Origin of the sequence: Streptosporangium sp. 'caverna', from assembly GCF_003203775.1 — a bacterium.
In the GTDB taxonomy this organism is placed as follows: Bacteria; Actinomycetota; Actinomycetes; order Streptosporangiales; family Streptosporangiaceae; genus Streptosporangium; species Streptosporangium subroseum.
Genome location: NZ_CP029711.1, coordinates 6335122 through 6352533, shown reverse-complemented (window position 1 = coordinate 6352533; position 17412 = coordinate 6335122). Strand labels below are relative to the sequence as shown.

Sequence of the window (17412 nt, the reverse complement as noted above, 5' to 3'; positions counted from 1 at the left end):
CCGGAGGGCGCCAATGACTTCCGTTCGATTCAGCCAAGCATTCGCGCTCAACGCTTCAGCGGATATGTCAAAGGGGACCACATAATGCCCAATATCAAGAATATCGTCACCACGCTTACTCTCGGCGGCCTACTCGCGGGAGGCGTGATCGGTTTAGACGGCGCGGCCATGGCGGCCGGTGCCGGTGCGGTCGGTTCGGTCAACACGGTGAGTTCGGTCCGGGGATGGACGAGCGACTGGGAGTGGGGCTGTGGAAGTGCCCGCCGAGGCGGGCACCTCCACGCGAGTGGATGCCACTGGAGAGGTGGCCAAAGATTCCACGCGAGAATCAGATGCGGCAGGCACCACCACAACAGGGACATCAATATCAACGGGCTCGCCGAGGATCCCCTGGCGATCGTCCGCCAGTTCACGAACTAGGGCCGACTCTATTGTGCCCGTCCGCGTGACAGCCCCGGGGACCGGCCGCATCGGGACATGAGGGAGCCCCGCTCGTCTCCTCCTCGGAGACGGCGGGGCCTTCTCTGTGTCGTACGCCCGCATCACCAGGTGCTCGCACAGGCCGGCGCACGTCGGCCGGGGATTTTTCCCGTCGGATGTAGAGACCGGGCCACTCGCTCCGACCTACCTCGGGGTGCCCACCACCGGGCGCCGGACCCTGGAGGGTGGAGACATGGAGTGCACGCTGCCGGCCTGCGACGATGAGGAGGCCCGGGGAACGTTCTCCGCCGTTCCGATCGCGGGGGACACGGCGTTCCAGGGGATCCGTGAGTCCGGAGCCGGTCGGCGTGGGAGCCTGGCCGCCACCGAACCCGTCCGAGGTGGAGATGTGAGAACGGACAACCACGTCGAGGACCTGCTGCGTCGGCTGGCGCCACAGGTCCTCGGCACGCTCGTCCGGCGCTACGGCAACTTCGACGCCTGCGAGGACGCGGTCCAGGAGGCCCTGCTGGCCGCCGCCGTCCAGTGGCCGGACCAGGGCATGCCGGAGAACCCGCAGGGCTGGCTGATCACTGTCGCGTCCCGCCGGCTGACCGACCAGTTGCGCAGCGATCAGGCGCGCCGCCGCAGGGAGGCCACCGCCGCGGCCCAGGTGCCGCCCGGAGAGTCCGTGACACCGGCTCCCGGCGACGAGCACCCGCCGGACCAGGACGACACGCTGACCCTGCTGTTCCTGTGCTGCCACCCCGAGCTGTCGCCCCCCTCCCAGGTCGCGCTCACCCTGCGCGCCGTGGGTGGCCTGACCACGGCGCAGATCGCCCGCGCGTTCCTGGTCCCCGAGGCCACCATGGCCCAGCGCATCAGCCGGGCCAAGCAGCGCATCAAGACGACCGGCGTCCCGTTCCGGATGCCTCCCGAGCCCGAGCGGGCCGAGCGGCTGCGCGTGGTCCTGCACGTGCTTTACCTGATCTTCAACGAGGGCTACACCGCCACCTCAGGCCCGGAACTTCAGCGCGGCGAGCTCACCGACGAGGCGATCCGGCTCACCCGGGAGGTTCACCGGCTGCTACGGGACGACGGGGAGGTCGCCGGACTGCTCGCCCTCATGCTGCTCACCGACGCCCGGCGTACGGCGCGCACCCGCCCCGACGGCGCGTTGATCCCGCTCGCCGAACAGGACCGTGACCGGTGGAACCGGGAGTACATCCGGGAGGGCATCGAGCACATCACGCACACGCTGGCCCGGGCGCCGATCGGCCCGTACCAGCTCCAGGCGGCGATCGCCGCGGTTCATGCCGAGGCGGCACGCGTGGAGGACACGGACTGGCCGCAGATCCTCGCCCTTTACCAACTGCTCACCCGTATCTCGCCCAACCCCATGGTCACCCTCAACCACGCCGTCGCGGTGGCGATGGTGGAGGGCCCCGGGGCCGGACTCGATCTGCTCAGGACGCTGGACGCCGATGGCCGGCTGGCAGGGCACCACCGTCTCGACGCGGTCCGCGCACACCTGCTGGAGATGGCCGGCGACCATGACGCCGCCCGCTCCGCCTACCGGACGGCGGCGCGCCGCACCGCCAGTCTCCCCGAACAGCGCTATCTCGAGAGCCGGGCCGCCCGGCTGGCAGCGGAAGGTCCTTGACGTTCTTTCCCGCCCGAAGGGCGGATCCCGGCCGGCGATTCACCGGAAGGACAGGCCGGGACGGTTCCTGTCCGAAGACCTTCCCGGGGGTGCTCTTCCTCAAGCCCCGCACCGGGTATTACATCTGTCAGCGACATCGCCGGAGCCCTGTGTCGCCAGGGCCTGTATAGCGGGGCTGTGAGGTGCGGATATAAGGGGGCAGATACAATCGGCTACGGAAGAATTGCCCGGCTATGGCAGGCTGTGAAGATCTCGCAAGCCGGTTCCGTATCCGTCGCGGATCCTTTCTCGGGTTCCGCCAGATACCGCTGATCCGGGGGGCATCATGAAATGGATCATTGTCGCGGCGGCGCTGCTCGCGGCCACCGCGGCCGGACCTGTCATCACCGGGGTTCCACCTCAAGCGGCGGACAAAATAAAGGTGAGCAGAGAGCAATATCAAGCCCTCCTCGACCAATGCCGGTATTCGGATAGCCCACAGGCCCGCACTGATTGCCAGGCCAGGGTCAAGAACAACTATCAGATCGGGGAGGAGAATCACGCCCTGGACTGCCGTGAATACGCCAGCATCCGTGTATGCGGCACATTGGAGCTCAGCAGGGAAGAACGCGCATGCGTGCAGCGAGAGGTGAATGAGGGAACGTCTTACCGGCGTGCCGAGGTCCAGTGCTACGTGTTCTCATAGTTGCGGCGGAAAACCGGCTGGGATGAGTTCTTCGACGATGTGCTGAAAGCCGGACCGGCCACCAACGCCCGTTCGCCGGATCGCTGATCCGCAACCGGTCCGTGACCTGCGTCATCAGGATGAAAAGCCCCGGTGGGCTTCGAGGCGTGGGTCAGGCGCGGTGTACCTCGAACAGGAAACAGCCGAACTCAACCGCCCGCACGTGGACCAGCGCCACCTCGGGGTCCGCGAACTGCTCGGCCAAGATGGTCTCCGATGCGGTGGCGTCGCGGCTGATGTGCTGATCCACCAGCCGTCCGCCGAGGATGTTGCCGTCGGCGTCGTAGGCGCGGAAGACCCGCCGCTCACCGCACATGCCGACGGGAAAGCCCGTCCCGTCAGGCCCCTCGCACGGCTCGGTGTGCACGAACACCGGGCCCAGCTCCTCATACGGGCCGGGATCGCCCCCGGTCCGCGCCCCCCACCGGCGCAGCGGCGCGTACGAAAGCAGAGCGAGCCGCTCTCCCGGGAGGCTACGGCGCAGGCAGCATCGCAGCGGGGAGCCGCCCTCGGTGTCGGTGATCATGCGGGGCGGACGCCCGGCGTCGTCGCGGACGCGCAGCTCGGCGGCGACCTCGGCTTCGATGGCGAATGTACGGAGAGTGCTCATGGATCCATGGTTGGCTCCGCCGAGGTGATGCGCTGGCGGAAATCGGCCTTGGTTGTGGACCCGGACGGCGCTTGAGAAGAGCGAGCCCGGCGGGGATTCGGTCGATGCCACCGGGCCCCTGCGACATGGGTTGGACGAGCCGGCCGGAGAGTCAGGACGAGGGCGACATGATGAGCAGCCCCAGACACATCTCGTCGGCGGTGCCCTCGCCCCAGACGACGTAGCGTGCTGGAAGATCGCGCAGCGCGGGGAGTTGCTTGCGGAGGCCGGCGTCGTGGGTGCAGGTCACCTTGAGGGTGTCACCGGCCTTGACGGTGACGGGCTTGGCCAGCGGGCGGATGGCCTGCTCGTCGAAGTTGTAGTTGGGGATGTCCAGCAGGTTCTGCGCGCCAGGGGTGCCGGGATTGAGCTCCACCTTGATCGAACGTCCGAGCAGGTGCATGTGGCCTGCGACGGCGTACACCGTACCGTTCCCCTCGATCTTCCGTTCGCAGTGCTGCGTGGTCGAGGCGGCCGGGGGTTTGGCATCGTTGCAGAACCTGTTGAGCCCGGCCACGGTCTTCCCGGCCTGGTCCCCGAAACGATGGACGACGTCGCGGACCGCGGCTTCACGATCACACAGCGGGCCGGACTCCTCGGCCGTGCAGGGGAGCTCGATCGGTGCCACCAATCGGGCGGTCACCAGGGGTTTGAGGTCGGCCTTGCCGTCGGTGAGCCGCAGCCGGATCGCGGATTGATCCGTATCGGCGGACCTGCCCTCGGTGGCGAGCAGGTTGTAGTGCACCTGCATGATCAGTTGACTGCCGGGCGGCATCGGATAGCCGACCTTCTGGGTGAGCAGTGTCTCGTTGGCTCCCGGCGCCCAGTGGCCGATCCAGGCGCCGTCGTCGATACCGGCGTCGCCGAAGCAGGTCCAGCCCTCGCCGGGCGTGTTGGCGTCGAGACCACGGGCGGCCTCGGCCTTGTCGGGACCGATCTGGAAGATGATCGCGTGGTGGACGATGTCGGTGTTCTGGGGCAGGAACTGGCTGCCCGTGAGGAACGCCCGGTCGGTCAGCTTGGGGTCGACCAGGAAACAGCGGTATTCGTCGGTCGCCCCGGAGGGCGCCGCCGGCTTGTACGGCTGAGGCAACGTCAGATTGACGAACCGTTCGGAGGCCCGCAGTGCCGCCGCCGGCGGCGGCGCGGCCGCCTTCCCGTGGGCGCCGTGCCCCTCGGTGCCGGCCGTCGCGCTCGTCGTGTGCGCACCGTTCGGTTGCGCCGTTCCAGAACATGAGGTGACAAGGAGGACGGTGGCGAGCGCGACCGCCGCCCCGCCTGACCACCGCACCGGTCGGACCGTGTGTTTCATAGCCGCCCCCGCTTTCGTCGAATTCCCCCGTGGATTCCTGCGCAGGTTGGGAAGGAATCCCGGCCGAATACCGGATTCCAGGATCCTCGGCTTCGGAACGGTTATCCATCGTTCAAAAGGTCTGGTGCACTCCTCCGTGCGGGTGAGAGTCTCCCTACGCCCGGGGTAGCAGTCGCGCCCGCCCCGGCTCATCCGCGGATCCCGGATGGCTGGTCACGGCCCTGAACGGTGGGCACAGGCCGTGTCCCATCCGCATCGCCGCACGATGTCGTTTCGAAGCGAGTACGGCCTCGCCGGGGAAACGGAGCGGTGCCTCCGGTAGATCGTGCGCGGGGAACGCGCGAGGGCGCCCACCCCGGTCGTCGCGAACCGGGTGTGGACGCCCTCACTCTGTCTCTGCGGTGGGGCTACGGCCCCGTACTGCCCGGCTCTTCGGCCGAGGCCCGGTCCCGTGGGAGGGGGGTCAGCACTGGCCGTCGGCGAGGACCCAGAAGTTCGAGCCGGTCTGCTTGAGCGTGTGGCTGGTGAAGGTGTTCCACAGCCCCATGGCGTCGTTGGATCCGTTGGCGTAGGTGTAGCCGCCGGACTGGTGGGCCCGTCCAGCGGTGGTGTGGGCGTAGTTGCTCGCGGTCACGCAGGCCTGGGGCACGGTCGGAGTCGGCGTGGGGGTGGGGGTCGGCGTGGGCGTGGGGGTGGTCGGGGGATCGGTCGGCGGGGTCCCGCCGTTCAGGCGGAAGAACTGCACGTCGTGGTAGGCAGAGCAGATGGTGTCGAGGAAGTACGCGGCGGCGGTGCCGCACTGGTTGGCGGCGCTGCCCGGGTCGATCGGCAGGCCGTGCCCCATGCCGGTGATCTCGTACAGGCGCACGTCGTCACTGCCGTACACCTTCAGCGACGTGCCGCCGGGAAGGCTCTGCGTGGAGGTGGGGGTCTGCGAGACGCCCCGTACGTTCGTCCACTGGTCGCGCAGCTGCGCGGCGTTGGCGGGAACGACCGTGAAGTCGGACAGGCCCTGCCAGATGGCGACGCGCGGATACGGCCCCGAGTATCCGGAGTAGGCGTTGCGTACCAGGGTGCCCCACTGCTGGGGGGTTTTGCTGACGGGGCCGTACTGGCAGGTGGACGCCTGGATCAGGCTGGCCGCGCAGCGGTACGCCAGCCCGGCTCCGATCGAGCCGCCCGCGAAGACGTCCGGGTAGGTGGCGAGCATGACCGCCGACATGGCCGCGCCCGCGGAGAGCCCGCTGACGTAGACACGCGCGGGGTCGGCCCCGTAGTTCGTGACCGCGTAGGAGACCATGGCGCGGATCGAGGCCGCCTCACCCTGACCGCGGGTGGTGTCGCCGGTCTCGAACCAGTTGAAGCAGCTGGAGGAGTTGTTGGCGCTGCTGGTCTGCGGCACCACGAGGGAGAAGCCCCACTGGTCGGCGAACTTGCGCCACCCCGAGTTGGCGAAGTATCCGGAGGCGTTCTGCGTGCAGCCGTGCAGCAACACAACGACCGGGCGGCCACCGGCAAGCCCGTCGGGCCGGTAGCCGTACATGGAGAGATTGCCGGGATTACTGCCGAACGAGCTGACCTGGACCAGCGATGCCGCCCGCGCGGGAGACGCCAGTGTGGTCGCACCGAGCAGCCCGAGAAGGAGGGTCAGGAGGGTCGTGAAGGTCAGGGCGGTTCGCGACAGGGGTGCTGGAAGAGATACGGTCATGGGGGGTGCTCCTTGCTGTGGCCTGGCTCACCGGCTCTTACCAGCGCACGTTAGGACGACCGTAACGCCCCCGACATGTTCATGACACACACTCTTCGGCTCCGCGCTATGGATTGCGTTCTCATGCCGCAAGCCGAGAATCTCCGTGTTTTTCTGGAGGAACGCTCGATGCGTGGCGGCGCTCGAAGGGCCCGCCGCTCGTCCCTCCGGTGCGCGCGGCGGTTACGGAAGCGGAATCGTTTCCACAGACAGAACGCTATCGACATGCCCCGTGGCGGATCATGGACGCTACGGCGGCCCATGACGGCGACGGGTGGGAACGAGGAGCTCGACCTATGACCTTGAACACCAGCGACGAACCGACCCTGAACACGGGCGACGACCCGGGAAGCTTCGCCGACCTGGGGCTGCGACCCGAGCTTCTTCAGGCGCTCTCCAGCCTCGGCTACGAAGAACCCACGCCGATCCAGCGTGAGGCGATCCCTCCGTTGCTGGAGGGACGTGACCTGCTGGGGCAGGCCGCGACGGGGACGGGCAAGACGGCCGCGTTCGCGCTCCCGGTGCTCCACCGGATGACGCGGGACGGCAGGGGCCCTGAGCCGATGGCCCTGGTGCTCGTGCCCACGCGCGAGCTGGCCGTCCAGGTCTCGGAGGCGATCCACCGCTACGGCCGCGACCTGGACGCGCGCGTCCTGCCGATCTACGGCGGGCAGCCGATCGGCCGGCAGCTGCGGGCGCTCGAAAGCGGGGTCGACGTCGTCGTCGCGACCCCCGGGCGCGCCCTCGACCACATCGGCCGCGGGACGCTTCGCCTGGACGGTCTCCAGATGGTCGTCCTGGACGAGGCGGACGAGATGCTCGACATGGGGTTCGCCGACGAGATCGAGGCGATCCTCCAGGAGACCCCCGCGGATCGCCAGACGGTGCTCTTCTCGGCGACGATGCCCTCGCGGATCAACGGAATCACCCGCCGGCACCTCCAGGACCCGGTCCGGATCCAGACCGGGCGGGAGATGGCGGCCCCGGGGGAGGCCCCGCTGGTACGGCAGATCGCGTACGTGGTCCCGCGGGCGCACAAGCCCGCGGCGCTCGGACGCGTGCTGGACGTCGAGTCGCCCTCGGCCGCGATCGTCTTCTGCCGCACGCGGGACGAGGTCGACCGGCTCACCGAGAGCCTGAACGGGCGCGGCTACCGCGCCGAGGCGCTGCACGGCGGGATGAGCCAGGAACAGCGAGACCGGGTGATGCTGCGGCTGCGGAACGGCACGGCGGATCTGCTCATCGCGACCGACGTGGCCGCGCGCGGGCTCGACATCGAGCAGCTCACCCATGTGATCAACTACGACGTTCCCTCCGCGCCCGACTCGTACGTTCACCGGATCGGCCGGGTCGGCAGGGCGGGCCGCGAGGGTGTGGCGATCACCCTGGCGGAGCCGCGGGAGCACCGGATGCTCAAGACCATCGAGCGGGTGACCAAGAGCCGGATCACGGTCGAGAAGGTGCCGACCGTCGCCGACCTGCATGCCCGGCAGCTGGAGCTGACGCGCTCCGCGCTGCACGAGAGCCTCCTGGAAGACGACCTGGAGCGCTTCCGCGTCGTGGTCGAGACGCTCGCCGATGAGTTCGACATCATGGAGGTCGCCCTCGCCGCGGTGAAGCTGGCGCACGAGGCCAGCGGGGTGACGGCCGACGAGGAGGAGATCCCGGAGGTCGACACGAGGGTCGAGCGGGAGGGGCGTGGCCGCCGCGAGACCGGCGGCCGCGATGATCGGCGCGCTCGCACCCCGATGGGCGGGATGACCCGTCTGTTCGTCGGTGCCGGGCGCAGCAGCAGGATCCGGCCGCAGGACCTGGTGGGAGCGATAGCCAACGAGTCACGCCTCAGCGGGCGCGACATCGGGGCGATCGAGATCGCCGACCGGTTCTCGCTCGTGGAGGTCCCGGAGTCGGCGGCCGACGAGGTGGTCGCGGCCCTGAGGGAGAGCAGCATCAAGGGCAAGAGGGTGACGGTCCGCCGGGAGCGGGACGACCGGCGGTAACCGCTCCCCGGGAAGCGCCGAACGCGGCGATGCCGTGGTGAGGCCGTCGATCGTGGTGCAGGCCTGGAAAGTCCGGGCCGTACCACGCCCGTCCCGCGACCGGCCGTCGGATGCCTCTCCTTCGGGCCGCACGGTCATGGGGAAACGGTCCTAGTGTGGAGCCGTGCAGGGACTACTGCTGCGTCTGTCGGCTCTGGACGCCGACGCGGAGAGCGCCGTCCGCGTCATCTCGTACTTCGACTCGCTGGTGCGAGACCACGCGAGCGTCTCGGCGCTGCTGCAGGCGACCGCGCGGCTGGTGCAGTGCCCCGTCGGTCTTGTCGACTCGGTCACGGGCAGGCGGACGCGGGTGTCGCCCGGCGGAGCCGCCGAGCGGTCCGGGCCGCCGCCCGAGTCGGCGGCCAAGCGCTCGCTCGGCTCGGCCCTCGGCGTCGTGTGGATGGAGCGTGAGGGACAGGCGCACGGGCTCGACGAGATCGTGCTGGAGCGCTTCGCCGGGGCGGCCGAGGTCGCGCTCGAGCGGGCGGCCGCCCGGGCGCGGGTAGGCGATGATCCGGCCCTGGTGGAGCTGGTCCTGTCCGCCGACACCGGAGAGGCCGAACTGACAAGGGCTCTACGGCTGCTCGGCTTCGGCCCGGCCGCGTCGCTGTGGGTGCTCGCCACCCCGTCCGACGACGACCGCGACGACGGCACCTCGGCGATCACCCATCTGCGCGCGGGCGGGCACCACGCGAGGGCCGCCCGGATGGGCGACGTCGTGGCGGTGCTGGTGAGCCTCGGCGCGGAGCGGTTGTCCGAGACGGTGGAGCCGCTGCCTGAGATCGTGGGCCGGCTGCCCGGCACGTGGCGTGTCGGCATCGGGCCGTCGGCGCGCGGGGCGGCCGTCGCGGAGTCGTGGGCGGGCGCGCGGATCGCCCTGCGGTTCACCGGCCCGCACCCGGCGGACCGGGTGGTGAACTGGGCCGACCTCGGGGCTCTCGCGCTGTTCGCGGCACATGTGCCCCAGGAGGCGATCGCCGGCCTGGCCGACGTGCGAGCCGTCGAGGAGCTCTCACGCCGGCCGTACGGGGCCGAGGCGATGGAGGCGGTGCGGGCGCTGTGCGCGGAGGGGTCGGTGCGCCGGGCGGCCGTCGCCGTGCATCTGCATCACAGCTCGCTGGCCGCGCGCATCGCACGGGCCGAGGCCGTTCTGGGCTTCTCCCTCGCCGACTCCGCAGGCCGGCTCCGTGCGCACCTGGCCCTCCAGCTGGTACGGCTGCGCCCGTAGATCAGCGCAGCAGCGCCCGGCGCAGCGCGACCACCCGCTCGGCGGCGGCCCGGCGGCTGATCTCGGCTTCCGGGATCATCCCGTCGAAGCCGTGGAAGGCTCCCGGATACAGATGGAACTCGGTGGAGACGCCCGCCTGCACCAGCCGCTGGGCGTAGTCGATGCACTCGTCCCGGAAGACCTCCAGCTCGCCGACGTCGATGTAGGCGGGGGGCAGGCCGGACAGGTCGGTCGCGCGGGCGGGGGCGGCGTACGGCGAGACGTCATCGGAGCCCGCGGCGTCGCCCAGGAGCCCGGTCCAGCCGAAGAGGTTGGCGGCCCGGTTCCAGACGACCGCCTCGGTGAACTCCCGGCTGGACGGGGTGATGTTGCGGTCGTCCAGCATCGGGCAGACGAGCAGTTGGAACGCCAGGGCCGGGCCGCCGCGGTCGCGGGCCAGCAGCACGGTGCCGGCGGCGAGGCCGCCTCCGGCGCTGAGCCCGCCCACCGCGAGACGGTCGGGGTCGATGCCGAGCTCGGCGGCGTTCTTGGCGGTCCAGACGAGGCCGGCGTAGCAGTCCTCCACCGGCGCCGGATGCGGGTGCTCGGGCGCGAGGCGGTAGTCGACGGATACGGCCACGCATCCCAGCTGGACGACGTATTCGACCATTCGCGGGTCATCCATCTCGGGGTCACCGATGAGCATCCCGCCGCCGTGGATCCAGTAGACGCCCGGGACGGCCCCCTCCTGGTCGGTGAGACGGTAGATCCGCAGCCGGATGTCGGGCTCGCCCTCCGGGCCGGGCACCATCCGGTCCTCGATCGTGACCCGCTCGTCGAGTGCGACCGGGGCCATCGCGGCACGCATGGCGTTCATCTGGGCGCGGATGTCGGGCAGGTCCTCCTGCCGCACGGTGGACATGTCGGCCAGGGGGACGGGGGAGGCCAGGAGAGCGGCCTTCAGCCCGGGATCGATGTTCGGATGAAGCGACATGGCACTCACCTTCGGGAAGACGGTACTGCCGGTCCGTGCGATCGGCCCTGCCATCGATCATGCGCGGATCCGGACCCCTCTCACAACCGAAACATGGCCACGATGAGGGAGCATATGACCGCCAGGTGGCGGTCCTATGCTCGACGCCCCGATATCGGGCGCCCCCGGGCTCGGATGCGACCGATGGAAGACCTGGCCGGGGTTGGGGAAGAAGGCATCCTTTCCGAAATTCGATGCTCGGACAAACGGCCGGGGCGAGGGAAATGTGTCGGCCTGTTAAATGCGTGGCGCCCGGTTAAAGCCCGGTCTACCGTAGACAGTGATCAGCACGGAGACACTCCTTCGATCCCCAGCGTGGCAGCCTGCCGGCGAGGTGTCATCGGAGACCAGGGGTTCAATGCCGGAAAGCAGATTTGAGCGGGAAGGAAGGTGGCGAATTTTCACATCGGATGAAGCTCGAGTTCGGCTGTCCGTAGCCGTGAGAATCCATGGTGGCGGGCGCGACGAACACCGGAAAGTCCGCGCTGAAAGAGAAACGGCTTTTCCGTTCACGCGATCCAGAAAGGCGAGCGTGGAAAGAATTCGCGGTCGAAGGTCTTCCCGGATATGCCGATTCTGGGAGGATCTTCAGTCGCAGCCGGTTCTCGACGCCCCGCGCGACGGGCATCCGGCATGACCCGTGACCTATCCCGCCGCCGGGCGGGTAAGCCACGCCGCAGAGGCCGAACAGGTAAGGCAGCTGGTCTCCACCCAGCAGGACGGGGTTCGAGCCCCCGCTGCGGCTCCGCCCTGAAAGAAGAGGGCCACGGGACCGGGACTCGGCGAAGGGAGTGGCGACCCTCGCCAGGTCGGCGGTTCCACCATGCGTCCGGTACGGCTCACGCCAACCGGGCCGGGCGCGTAGGACAACGCAGGTCAGCGGGCGGAGCGGGTGCTCGGATCCCACCCTCTCCGCCCGGCCTTGTCACCGCGCCCGCCTTTGTCTCTGCCTGGCCCTGTCGCTTGGTTGCCCGGTCCCCCTCTCCGTCCGGCTCCGTTGGCCGCCGGGCCGAGGCGTTCACGGAAGATGCCCGGCCGGGCGAGAAGCGCCGCCGGAAGCGATGACCTGTGATTCGGGCGGCGAGGTGCGAAAGAATGCCGGTGTGGACCAGCTGCCTGTGATCGATGTCGGCGCCCTGGTGAACGGCGAGTCCGATGCCCGGCGAGAACGGGCGGCCCGTGAGATCGGGCAGGCGTGCCGTGACAGCGGCTTCTTCTACATCTCCGGCCACGGGGTCCCGCCCTCGCTGCTCGAACGCCTCGACCGGGCCGCCCGCCGCTTCTTCGAGCTGCCTCTCGACCAGAAGATGGAGATCTCCATGGACCGGGGAGGCCGCGCCTGGCGGGGGTTCTTCCCCGTGGGGGGCGAGCTCACCTCCGGCCGGCCGGACCTGAAGGAGGGCGTCTACTTCGGCGCCGAACTGTCCGAGGACGATCCACGCGCCGGTCTGCCGCTCCACGGCCGTAACCTCTTCCCCGCGCGGGTGCCCGAGCTGGGTGAAGCGGTCCTGGAATATCTCGACACCTTGACGGGTCTCGGCCAGTCGGTAATGCGCGGCGTCGCGCTCAGTCTCGGGCTGGCGGAGGACTACTTCGCGGCCGGCTACACGGCCGATCCCACCGTGCTGTTCCGGATCTTCCACTACCCGCCGGCTCCGCCCGCCTCCGACGACTGGGGCGTGGGCGAGCACACCGACTACGGCCTGCTCACCCTGCTGGCCCAGGACCGGCACGGAGGTCTGCAGGTGCACGCCGGGACGGGCTGGATCGAGGCCCCGCCGATCCCTGGCACCTTCGTCTGCAACCTCGGCGACATGCTCGACAGGCTCACCGGCGGTCTCTACCGATCAACCCCGCACCGGGTCAGGAACGTGAGCGGTCGCGAGCGGCTGTCGTTCCCCTTCTTCTTCGATCCCGGCTGGGACGCCGAGGTGCCCCCGCTTCCCTCGCGGGCCGCCGGTTCGCCGGACGCGACCGGAGGCGGCCCCGCCCGGTGGGACGGTCAGGACCTTCGCGCCTTCACCGGCACCTACGGCGAATACCTCCTCGGCAAGGTCTCCAGGGTGTTCCCGCAGTTGCGCGAGGACGTCCTCTGAGGGACCCCGTATACGGCCCGTCCGGCCGTGAGCGTGAAGGCGCATGTCTCGTCGCCCACGGCGACTCCTCGTGCGCCGGGTTGCCGTCGCGTGATCCGCGCGGGCGGCCATGCGCTGTTAACCACATGACCGGGTAGATGTTGACCAATGCTTGTAATCTTTGGCGCTGTCGGGGAGAACGGTCCTGGTTGATCCTTCATGTAGGAGGTTCGTTGATGGAACGCCGTACGTTTCTTCGCGCCTCGGTGCTCGGCGCGAGCACCGTGGCCTTCACCGGGAGCCTCTGGCAGGACGCCTTCGCGGCGCCCGCCCAGAACGCTCCCGGTCCCTATGGGTCGCTGCTGGCCGCCGACGCCAACGGCGTCCAGCTCCCGGCGGGGTTCACCAGCAAGGTGATCGCCCGCTCGGGGCAGGCGGTCCCCGGCACCTCCTACACCTGGCACAGCGCCCCCGACGGCGGCGCCTGCTTCGCCGACGGCAGCGGCTGGATCTACGTGTCCAACTCCGAGGTCAACCCCGGCGGCGGCGCCTCGGCGATCCGGTTCAACTCCGGTGGCACCGTCGTCTCCGCGAACTCGATCCTGTCGGGCACCCGGCAGAACTGCGCCGGCGGCGCGACCCCGTGGAAGACCTGGTTGTCGTGTGAGGAGGTCAGCCTCGGCTACGTCTACGAGACCTACCCCTTCGGCGGCGCCGCCGTACGGCGTCCGGCCATGGGCCGCTTCAAGCACGAGGCGGCGGCGGCCGACCCCGTCCGCAAGGTGATCTACCTCACCGAGGACGAGACCAACGGCCGGTTCTACCGGTTCGTCCCGACGACCTGGGGTGACCTGTCCTCCGGCACGTTGCAGGTGTTGGTCGCGGGCTCGGCGACCAGCGGCTCGTTCACCTGGGCGAACATCCCCGATCCCGACGGTTCGCCGACCGTGACCCGTAGCCAGGTCTCGGGCTCGAAGTCCTTCAACGGCGGTGAGGGCTGCTACTACGCCAACAACACGGTGTGGTTCACCACCAAGGGCGACAACCGGGTCTGGCAGGTCAACCTCGCCGCGGGCACGTACGAGCTCGCCTACGACGACAGTCTCGTCAGCCCCGGCACGGCGCCGCTGACCGGCGTGGACAACGTCACCGGCTCGACCTTCGGAGACCTCTACGTCGCCGAGGACGGCGGCAACATGGAGATCTGCCTGATCACCCCCGACGACAAGGTCTCCTCGTTCCTGCGGATCAACGGCCAGGGCTCCTCGGAGATCACCGGCCCGGCTTTCTCCCCCGCCGGCAACCGCCTCTACTTCTCCTCCCAGCGCGGCACGTCCGGCTCCTCCTCGGGGGGAATCACCTACTGCGTGACCGGACCTTTCCGCACCTGACGGACGGCGCGGGCCGTACGGGTGAGGATCCCGTACGGCCCGCGCCGCCACACCTCATCCGGGGCGGAGGCCGATGGGCACATAAGACAAAAGACCCCAATGACCAGGTCTTTTGGGTCATCGTGACGATTCTTGGGAAGGAGCGGGGTAGTAGAGGGAGGCATGTAGGAGGGCGATATGGCAGCGCATGTAGTGGTGGGCGCGGATGGCTCGGCCCCCTCGCAGACAGCGGTCGAGTGGGCTGCCGAGGACGCCGCCAGGCGTGGGTGCGATCTCCGTATCATCCACGTGTACGAACCGACGGAGTATTACGCGCCATCGCCGGAGTTTCAGGACTCGGTGAGGGAGTACGGCCAGGACGTGCTGGAGAAGGCGGCCGAGCGGGCGCGTGGCCGCGCCCCGTGGACCGAGGTGAGCACCTCACTGGTGAGCGGCCGGGTGGCCGAGGTCCTCCGGAGGGAGGCCGAGGACGCCGAGCAGGTCGTGGTCGGCAGCCGGGGCCTGGGAGGGTTCGCCGGTCTGCTGCTCGGGTCGGTCACGCGAGCCCTGGCCGGTCATGTGGCGGCGCCGATCGTGGTCGTCAGGGACGTCCCGGAACGGGTCCGGGGGGAGATCGCCGTCGGGTACGACGGCTCGGAGCATTCGGTGACGACGCTGCAGTACGCCTTCGAGGAGGCTGCACGTCGCAAGGCCCGGCTGCAGGCGATCCACACGTGGCAGATGCCGGTAATGGGGCTGTACGCCGTGGCCTACGCTCCGCTGCTGGAGGACATGGCGGCCGCGGAGCAGCGCACCGCCACGAACGCCCTCAGCCCCTGGCGGGAGAGGTATCCCGGCGTGGAGGTCAAGCAGACGGTGATCTGTGAGCATCCGGTCGTGGCCCTGCGAAACGCCTCGGCCACCGCGGATCTGGTGGTGGTCGGCTCACGGGGGCTGGGCGCCTTCGAGTCCGCCGTTCTGGGGTCGGTGAGTCATGGGGTCCTGCATCATGCCCACTGCCCCGTCGCGGTGGTGAACCCCAGGGACGAGGCATGACGGATCTGCAGAGCCTTCGTAACCGCTGGTAGAGACCCCTTTCAGGGGGTATTTCAGGAGGAGGCGCCGCAGGTCGCCGTGATGAGGGACATGCCGCCGGCCGTCGCAGGCCGGATGGTGTCGTCTCCCGACAGGGGCTCGTCCGGACGGCAGGCGTACGGCGCGGCCTGCCGGTGGTCGTCCACCGGAATCCATGAGGGGGGACTGACATGAAGGCAGCGGTAGGGGACGAACTGGTCATCGAAAGCGCCCACGAGGGCGAGGCCCGGCGGGTGGGCGTGATCGTGGAGCTGCGTAACGACGACGGCTCTCCGCCCTACGTGGTGCGGTGGCTCCACGTCGAGCAGGAGACGCTCGTGTTTCCCGGCCCCGACGCGCATGTGATGCCCAAAAAGCAGGAGGCACGGCTCACGACAGAGCAGTAGGCGCGGCTCACCCACCCTGACCGGCTGATCCCGCCGGCCAGGGTGGGTGAGGTCGTTCATTCCCCCCACGGATTGCCGCGCCGAGCCCCTGCGCCGCCTGCCCGGCCGAGCCCCTGCGCCGCCTGCCCGGCCGCGACCCTGCACTGCCTGCCTGACAGGGCGAACCCGAGGCCCGAGTCGATTCGACGTCATCATCGACCTCGTGGGCCGGTCGGGGTGCTCGGGGTGCCGTCGAGGAACCACCGCAGGACCGGTACGACCGCTCCTGGCCGCCCCCGCATCTCCCGCATTGACTTTGTCCCAATGTTTGACGCACCATGTTGAGACAAAGCTTGCGACATTAGGGAGGGGTTATGCCGAGCGAAGCGTTACCGGACGCCGGCTCATCGGTGCGTCCGGCGGATCTCCGGCAGGCGGGCGCATGGCTGGTCCGGCACGGCCTGGCCGATGCCCGGCCGACACCGTTGCTGGCCGTGCGTCTGGCGGCACGGCGACGTGCACGCCTGGCCGATCACATCATGCTGGCCGCGTTGATGCTGGCGGCCGCACTCGCCCAGGCCTACGACCGGCTCGCCACCTCCGCCTATGGCGGGTTCGGGCCGCACAGCCAGACGCCGTTGCTGGTCCTGACGGTGTTGGTGGTCGCGCTGCTGCTGGTCCGGTCGCTGCTTGATCAGTGGGTGCGACGCGTCGACCGGCGTGCCGGCGCGGCGCTGTCGCGACGGGCGGCCCATCCGCTCCAGCCCGGCTGGCGAGCCATGCTCGGCCGGCCGTACGCCGCCTTCACGGTCGCCACCTTCGCCGGCGCGATGGCACTGGCGGCGAGCGCCCTGACCGTCCCGGACTCCACCGTGCGGTATGCGGCCTTCATCCTGCTGGTCGGCCTGCTCGGTGTCGCCGTCGGCGTCGTCTTGCAGCTCCGCGACCTGCTGACGCGCCCGGTCGTGGCCGAGGACGAGGTCTCGCTGACGGCCGACGTCATCATGCGCATCGAGGACGCGCGCGAGCTCACCGCACCGACCGTGCCGTGGGCGCTGCCCGTGGTGTTGCTGTTCGGTACGGCGTTCGGATGGTGGAACGCCGCCGCGCTCGTTCTGGCGCTCCTGGGCTTCGTCGCGAGCCACGTGATCCATGCGAGGACTCCGTCGATCGTGACGATGGCGCGGCGAGCCATGAGCGCCCGATGATCGTCATCGATGCGGCCTCGCCCGTTCCGCCGTTCGAGCAACTGCGTGCCCAGCTCGCCAGGCAGATCCAGGACCGCACGCTGGCCGTGGGCTCCCGGCTGCCGACGATCCGCCACCTCGCGGCCGACCTCGGCCTGGCCGTCAACACGGTCGGCCGGGCTTACCGGGAGCTGGAGGAGGCGGGGCTGATCGAGACCCGCGGGCGGGCGGGCTCGTTCGTGTCGGCCGCCGGCGAGGAGGGACGCGAACGGGCACGCCGTGCCGCCGCCGACTACGCGGCCGTGATCGCCAGCGTCGGCATCGACGCGGGCGAGGCGATCCGCATAGTCCAGGCGGCGCTGGCATCCGGCATGGCGGCACCGGCCTCTCCATGACTCGCTACGGGCAGATGGCGCGGCCCGCGACCTCTGCCCGGTGGGTGCCGATCGTGTGGTCGGCGCGAAGGGCCGGCAGTTCGCTGAGGTGGCTCAAGCGCCACGCGATGCTGGTGAAAGGGGGCGGCGCG

The 17412-nt window shown here is 69.7% G+C and carries 15 protein-coding genes and 1 tRNA gene; 11 read left to right on the top strand and 5 right to left on the bottom strand.

The features are described 5' to 3' along the window. Positions 1-673: 673 nt before the first annotated feature. Positions 674-2083, top strand: a complete 1410-nt coding sequence (locus DKM19_RS27790) for an RNA polymerase sigma factor (RefSeq protein WP_110699552.1) — start codon at positions 674-676, stop codon at positions 2081-2083. Between the two features lie 325 nt (positions 2084-2408). Continuing rightward, positions 2409-2768, top strand: a complete 360-nt coding sequence (locus DKM19_RS27785; RefSeq protein WP_239513622.1) for a hypothetical protein — start codon at positions 2409-2411, stop codon at positions 2766-2768. 151 nt (positions 2769-2919) lie between these two features. Here DKM19_RS27785 and DKM19_RS27780 read toward each other — a convergent pair whose 3' ends face one another. The 3 genes from DKM19_RS27780 to DKM19_RS27770 form a co-directional block, all read right to left on the bottom strand. Further along, complete coding sequence (locus DKM19_RS27780; RefSeq protein ID WP_110699550.1) at positions 2920-3417, bottom strand: DUF1203 domain-containing protein; 498 nt, start codon at positions 3415-3417, stop codon at positions 2920-2922. A 151-nt stretch (positions 3418-3568) separates the two neighbouring features. Continuing rightward, positions 3569-4768 (bottom strand): monooxygenase, encoded by a 1200-nt coding sequence (locus DKM19_RS27775; protein WP_110699548.1) that lies wholly within the window; start codon positions 4766-4768, stop codon positions 3569-3571. 463 nt (positions 4769-5231) lie between these two features. Further along, positions 5232-6476: a PHB depolymerase family esterase gene (locus DKM19_RS27770; protein ID WP_110699545.1), complete on the bottom strand. Its 1245-nt coding sequence runs from the start codon at positions 6474-6476 to the stop codon at positions 5232-5234. 335 nt (positions 6477-6811) lie between these two features. Here DKM19_RS27770 and DKM19_RS27765 point away from each other — a divergent pair, with 335 nt between their 5' ends. Both DKM19_RS27765 and DKM19_RS27760 read left to right on the top strand, forming a co-directional pair. Next, on the top strand, positions 6812-8515 hold the full coding sequence (locus tag DKM19_RS27765; RefSeq protein WP_110699544.1) for a DEAD/DEAH box helicase: 1704 nt from the start codon (positions 6812-6814) through the stop codon (positions 8513-8515). 163 nt (positions 8516-8678) lie between these two features. Next, a complete protein-coding gene (locus DKM19_RS27760; RefSeq protein ID WP_110699542.1) occupies positions 8679-9782 on the top strand; it encodes a CdaR family transcriptional regulator in 1104 nt (367 codons plus the stop codon). A gap of 1 nt (position 9783) precedes the next feature. On the opposite strand, the gene DKM19_RS27755 is transcribed toward DKM19_RS27760, so the two are convergent. Beyond that, the gene (locus DKM19_RS27755) at positions 9784-10755 is read right to left on the bottom strand and encodes an alpha/beta hydrolase (RefSeq protein WP_110706029.1); all 972 of its coding nucleotides are present in this window, start codon (positions 10753-10755) and stop codon (positions 9784-9786) included. Positions 10756-11467: 712 nt separating this feature from the next. Between DKM19_RS27755 and DKM19_RS27750 the strand changes: the two genes are divergently transcribed. The 4 genes from DKM19_RS27750 (at position 11468) to DKM19_RS27735 (ending at position 15295) form a co-directional block, all read left to right on the top strand. Next, positions 11468-11539: transfer RNA gene (locus DKM19_RS27750), tRNA-Gly, on the top strand. 358 nt (positions 11540-11897) lie between these two features. Further along, positions 11898-12890 carry an isopenicillin N synthase family oxygenase gene (locus DKM19_RS27745; protein ID WP_204358269.1) on the top strand — a complete coding sequence of 331 codons (993 nt, stop codon included), beginning with the start codon at positions 11898-11900 and terminating at the stop codon, positions 12888-12890. Between the two features lie 215 nt (positions 12891-13105). Further along, positions 13106-14260, top strand: coding sequence for an alkaline phosphatase PhoX (locus DKM19_RS27740; RefSeq protein ID WP_110699538.1), 1155 nt, complete (start codon positions 13106-13108; stop codon positions 14258-14260). A gap of 177 nt (positions 14261-14437) precedes the next feature. Continuing rightward, positions 14438-15295, top strand: a complete 858-nt coding sequence (locus DKM19_RS27735) for a universal stress protein (protein ID WP_110699536.1) — start codon at positions 14438-14440, stop codon at positions 15293-15295. Between the two features lie 53 nt (positions 15296-15348). Here DKM19_RS27735 and DKM19_RS52580 read toward each other — a convergent pair whose 3' ends face one another. After that, positions 15349-15480, bottom strand: a complete 132-nt coding sequence (locus tag DKM19_RS52580) for a hypothetical protein (RefSeq protein WP_255415439.1) — start codon at positions 15478-15480, stop codon at positions 15349-15351. A 24-nt stretch (positions 15481-15504) separates the two neighbouring features. Between DKM19_RS52580 and DKM19_RS27730 the strand changes: the two genes are divergently transcribed. The 3 genes from DKM19_RS27730 (at position 15505) to DKM19_RS27720 (ending at position 17281) form a co-directional block, all read left to right on the top strand. Then, positions 15505-15720 carry a DUF1918 domain-containing protein gene (locus DKM19_RS27730; protein WP_110699534.1) on the top strand — a complete coding sequence of 72 codons (216 nt, stop codon included), beginning with the start codon at positions 15505-15507 and terminating at the stop codon, positions 15718-15720. A 353-nt stretch (positions 15721-16073) separates the two neighbouring features. Next, positions 16074-16907 carry a hypothetical protein gene (locus tag DKM19_RS27725; protein ID WP_110699532.1) on the top strand — a complete coding sequence of 278 codons (834 nt, stop codon included), beginning with the start codon at positions 16074-16076 and terminating at the stop codon, positions 16905-16907. Next, a complete protein-coding gene (locus DKM19_RS27720; RefSeq protein ID WP_110699530.1) occupies positions 16904-17281 on the top strand; it encodes a GntR family transcriptional regulator in 378 nt (125 codons plus the stop codon). Before DKM19_RS27725 ends, DKM19_RS27720 begins: the two co-directional genes overlap by 4 nt. Positions 17282-17412: the final 131 nt, after the last annotated feature.

Bases quoted from the DNA above. Each gene is read 5' to 3' on its own strand.
- DKM19_RS27790 (WP_110699552.1), top strand. From the start codon at position 674: ATGGAGTGCACGCTGCCGGCCTGCGACGATGAGGAGGCCCGGGGAACG.
- DKM19_RS27785 (WP_239513622.1), top strand. From the start codon at position 2,409: ATGAAATGGATCATTGTCGCGGCGGCGCTGCTCGCGGCCACCGCGGCC.
- DKM19_RS27780 (WP_110699550.1), bottom strand. From the start codon at position 3,417: ATGAGCACTCTCCGTACATTCGCCATCGAAGCCGAGGTCGCCGCCGAG.
- DKM19_RS27775 (WP_110699548.1), bottom strand. From the start codon at position 4,768: ATGAAACACACGGTCCGACCGGTGCGGTGGTCAGGCGGGGCGGCGGTC.
- DKM19_RS27770 (WP_110699545.1), bottom strand. From the start codon at position 6,476: ATGACCGTATCTCTTCCAGCACCCCTGTCGCGAACCGCCCTGACCTTC.
- DKM19_RS27765 (WP_110699544.1), top strand. From the start codon at position 6,812: ATGACCTTGAACACCAGCGACGAACCGACCCTGAACACGGGCGACGAC.
- DKM19_RS27755 (WP_110706029.1), bottom strand. From the start codon at position 10,755: ATGTCGCTTCATCCGAACATCGATCCCGGGCTGAAGGCCGCTCTCCTG.
- DKM19_RS27740 (WP_110699538.1), top strand. From the start codon at position 13,106: ATGGAACGCCGTACGTTTCTTCGCGCCTCGGTGCTCGGCGCGAGCACC.
- DKM19_RS27735 (WP_110699536.1), top strand. From the start codon at position 14,438: ATGGCAGCGCATGTAGTGGTGGGCGCGGATGGCTCGGCCCCCTCGCAG.
- DKM19_RS27730 (WP_110699534.1), top strand. From the start codon at position 15,505: ATGAAGGCAGCGGTAGGGGACGAACTGGTCATCGAAAGCGCCCACGAG.
- DKM19_RS27725 (WP_110699532.1), top strand. From the start codon at position 16,074: ATGCCGAGCGAAGCGTTACCGGACGCCGGCTCATCGGTGCGTCCGGCG.
- DKM19_RS27720 (WP_110699530.1), top strand. From the start codon at position 16,904: ATGATCGTCATCGATGCGGCCTCGCCCGTTCCGCCGTTCGAGCAACTG.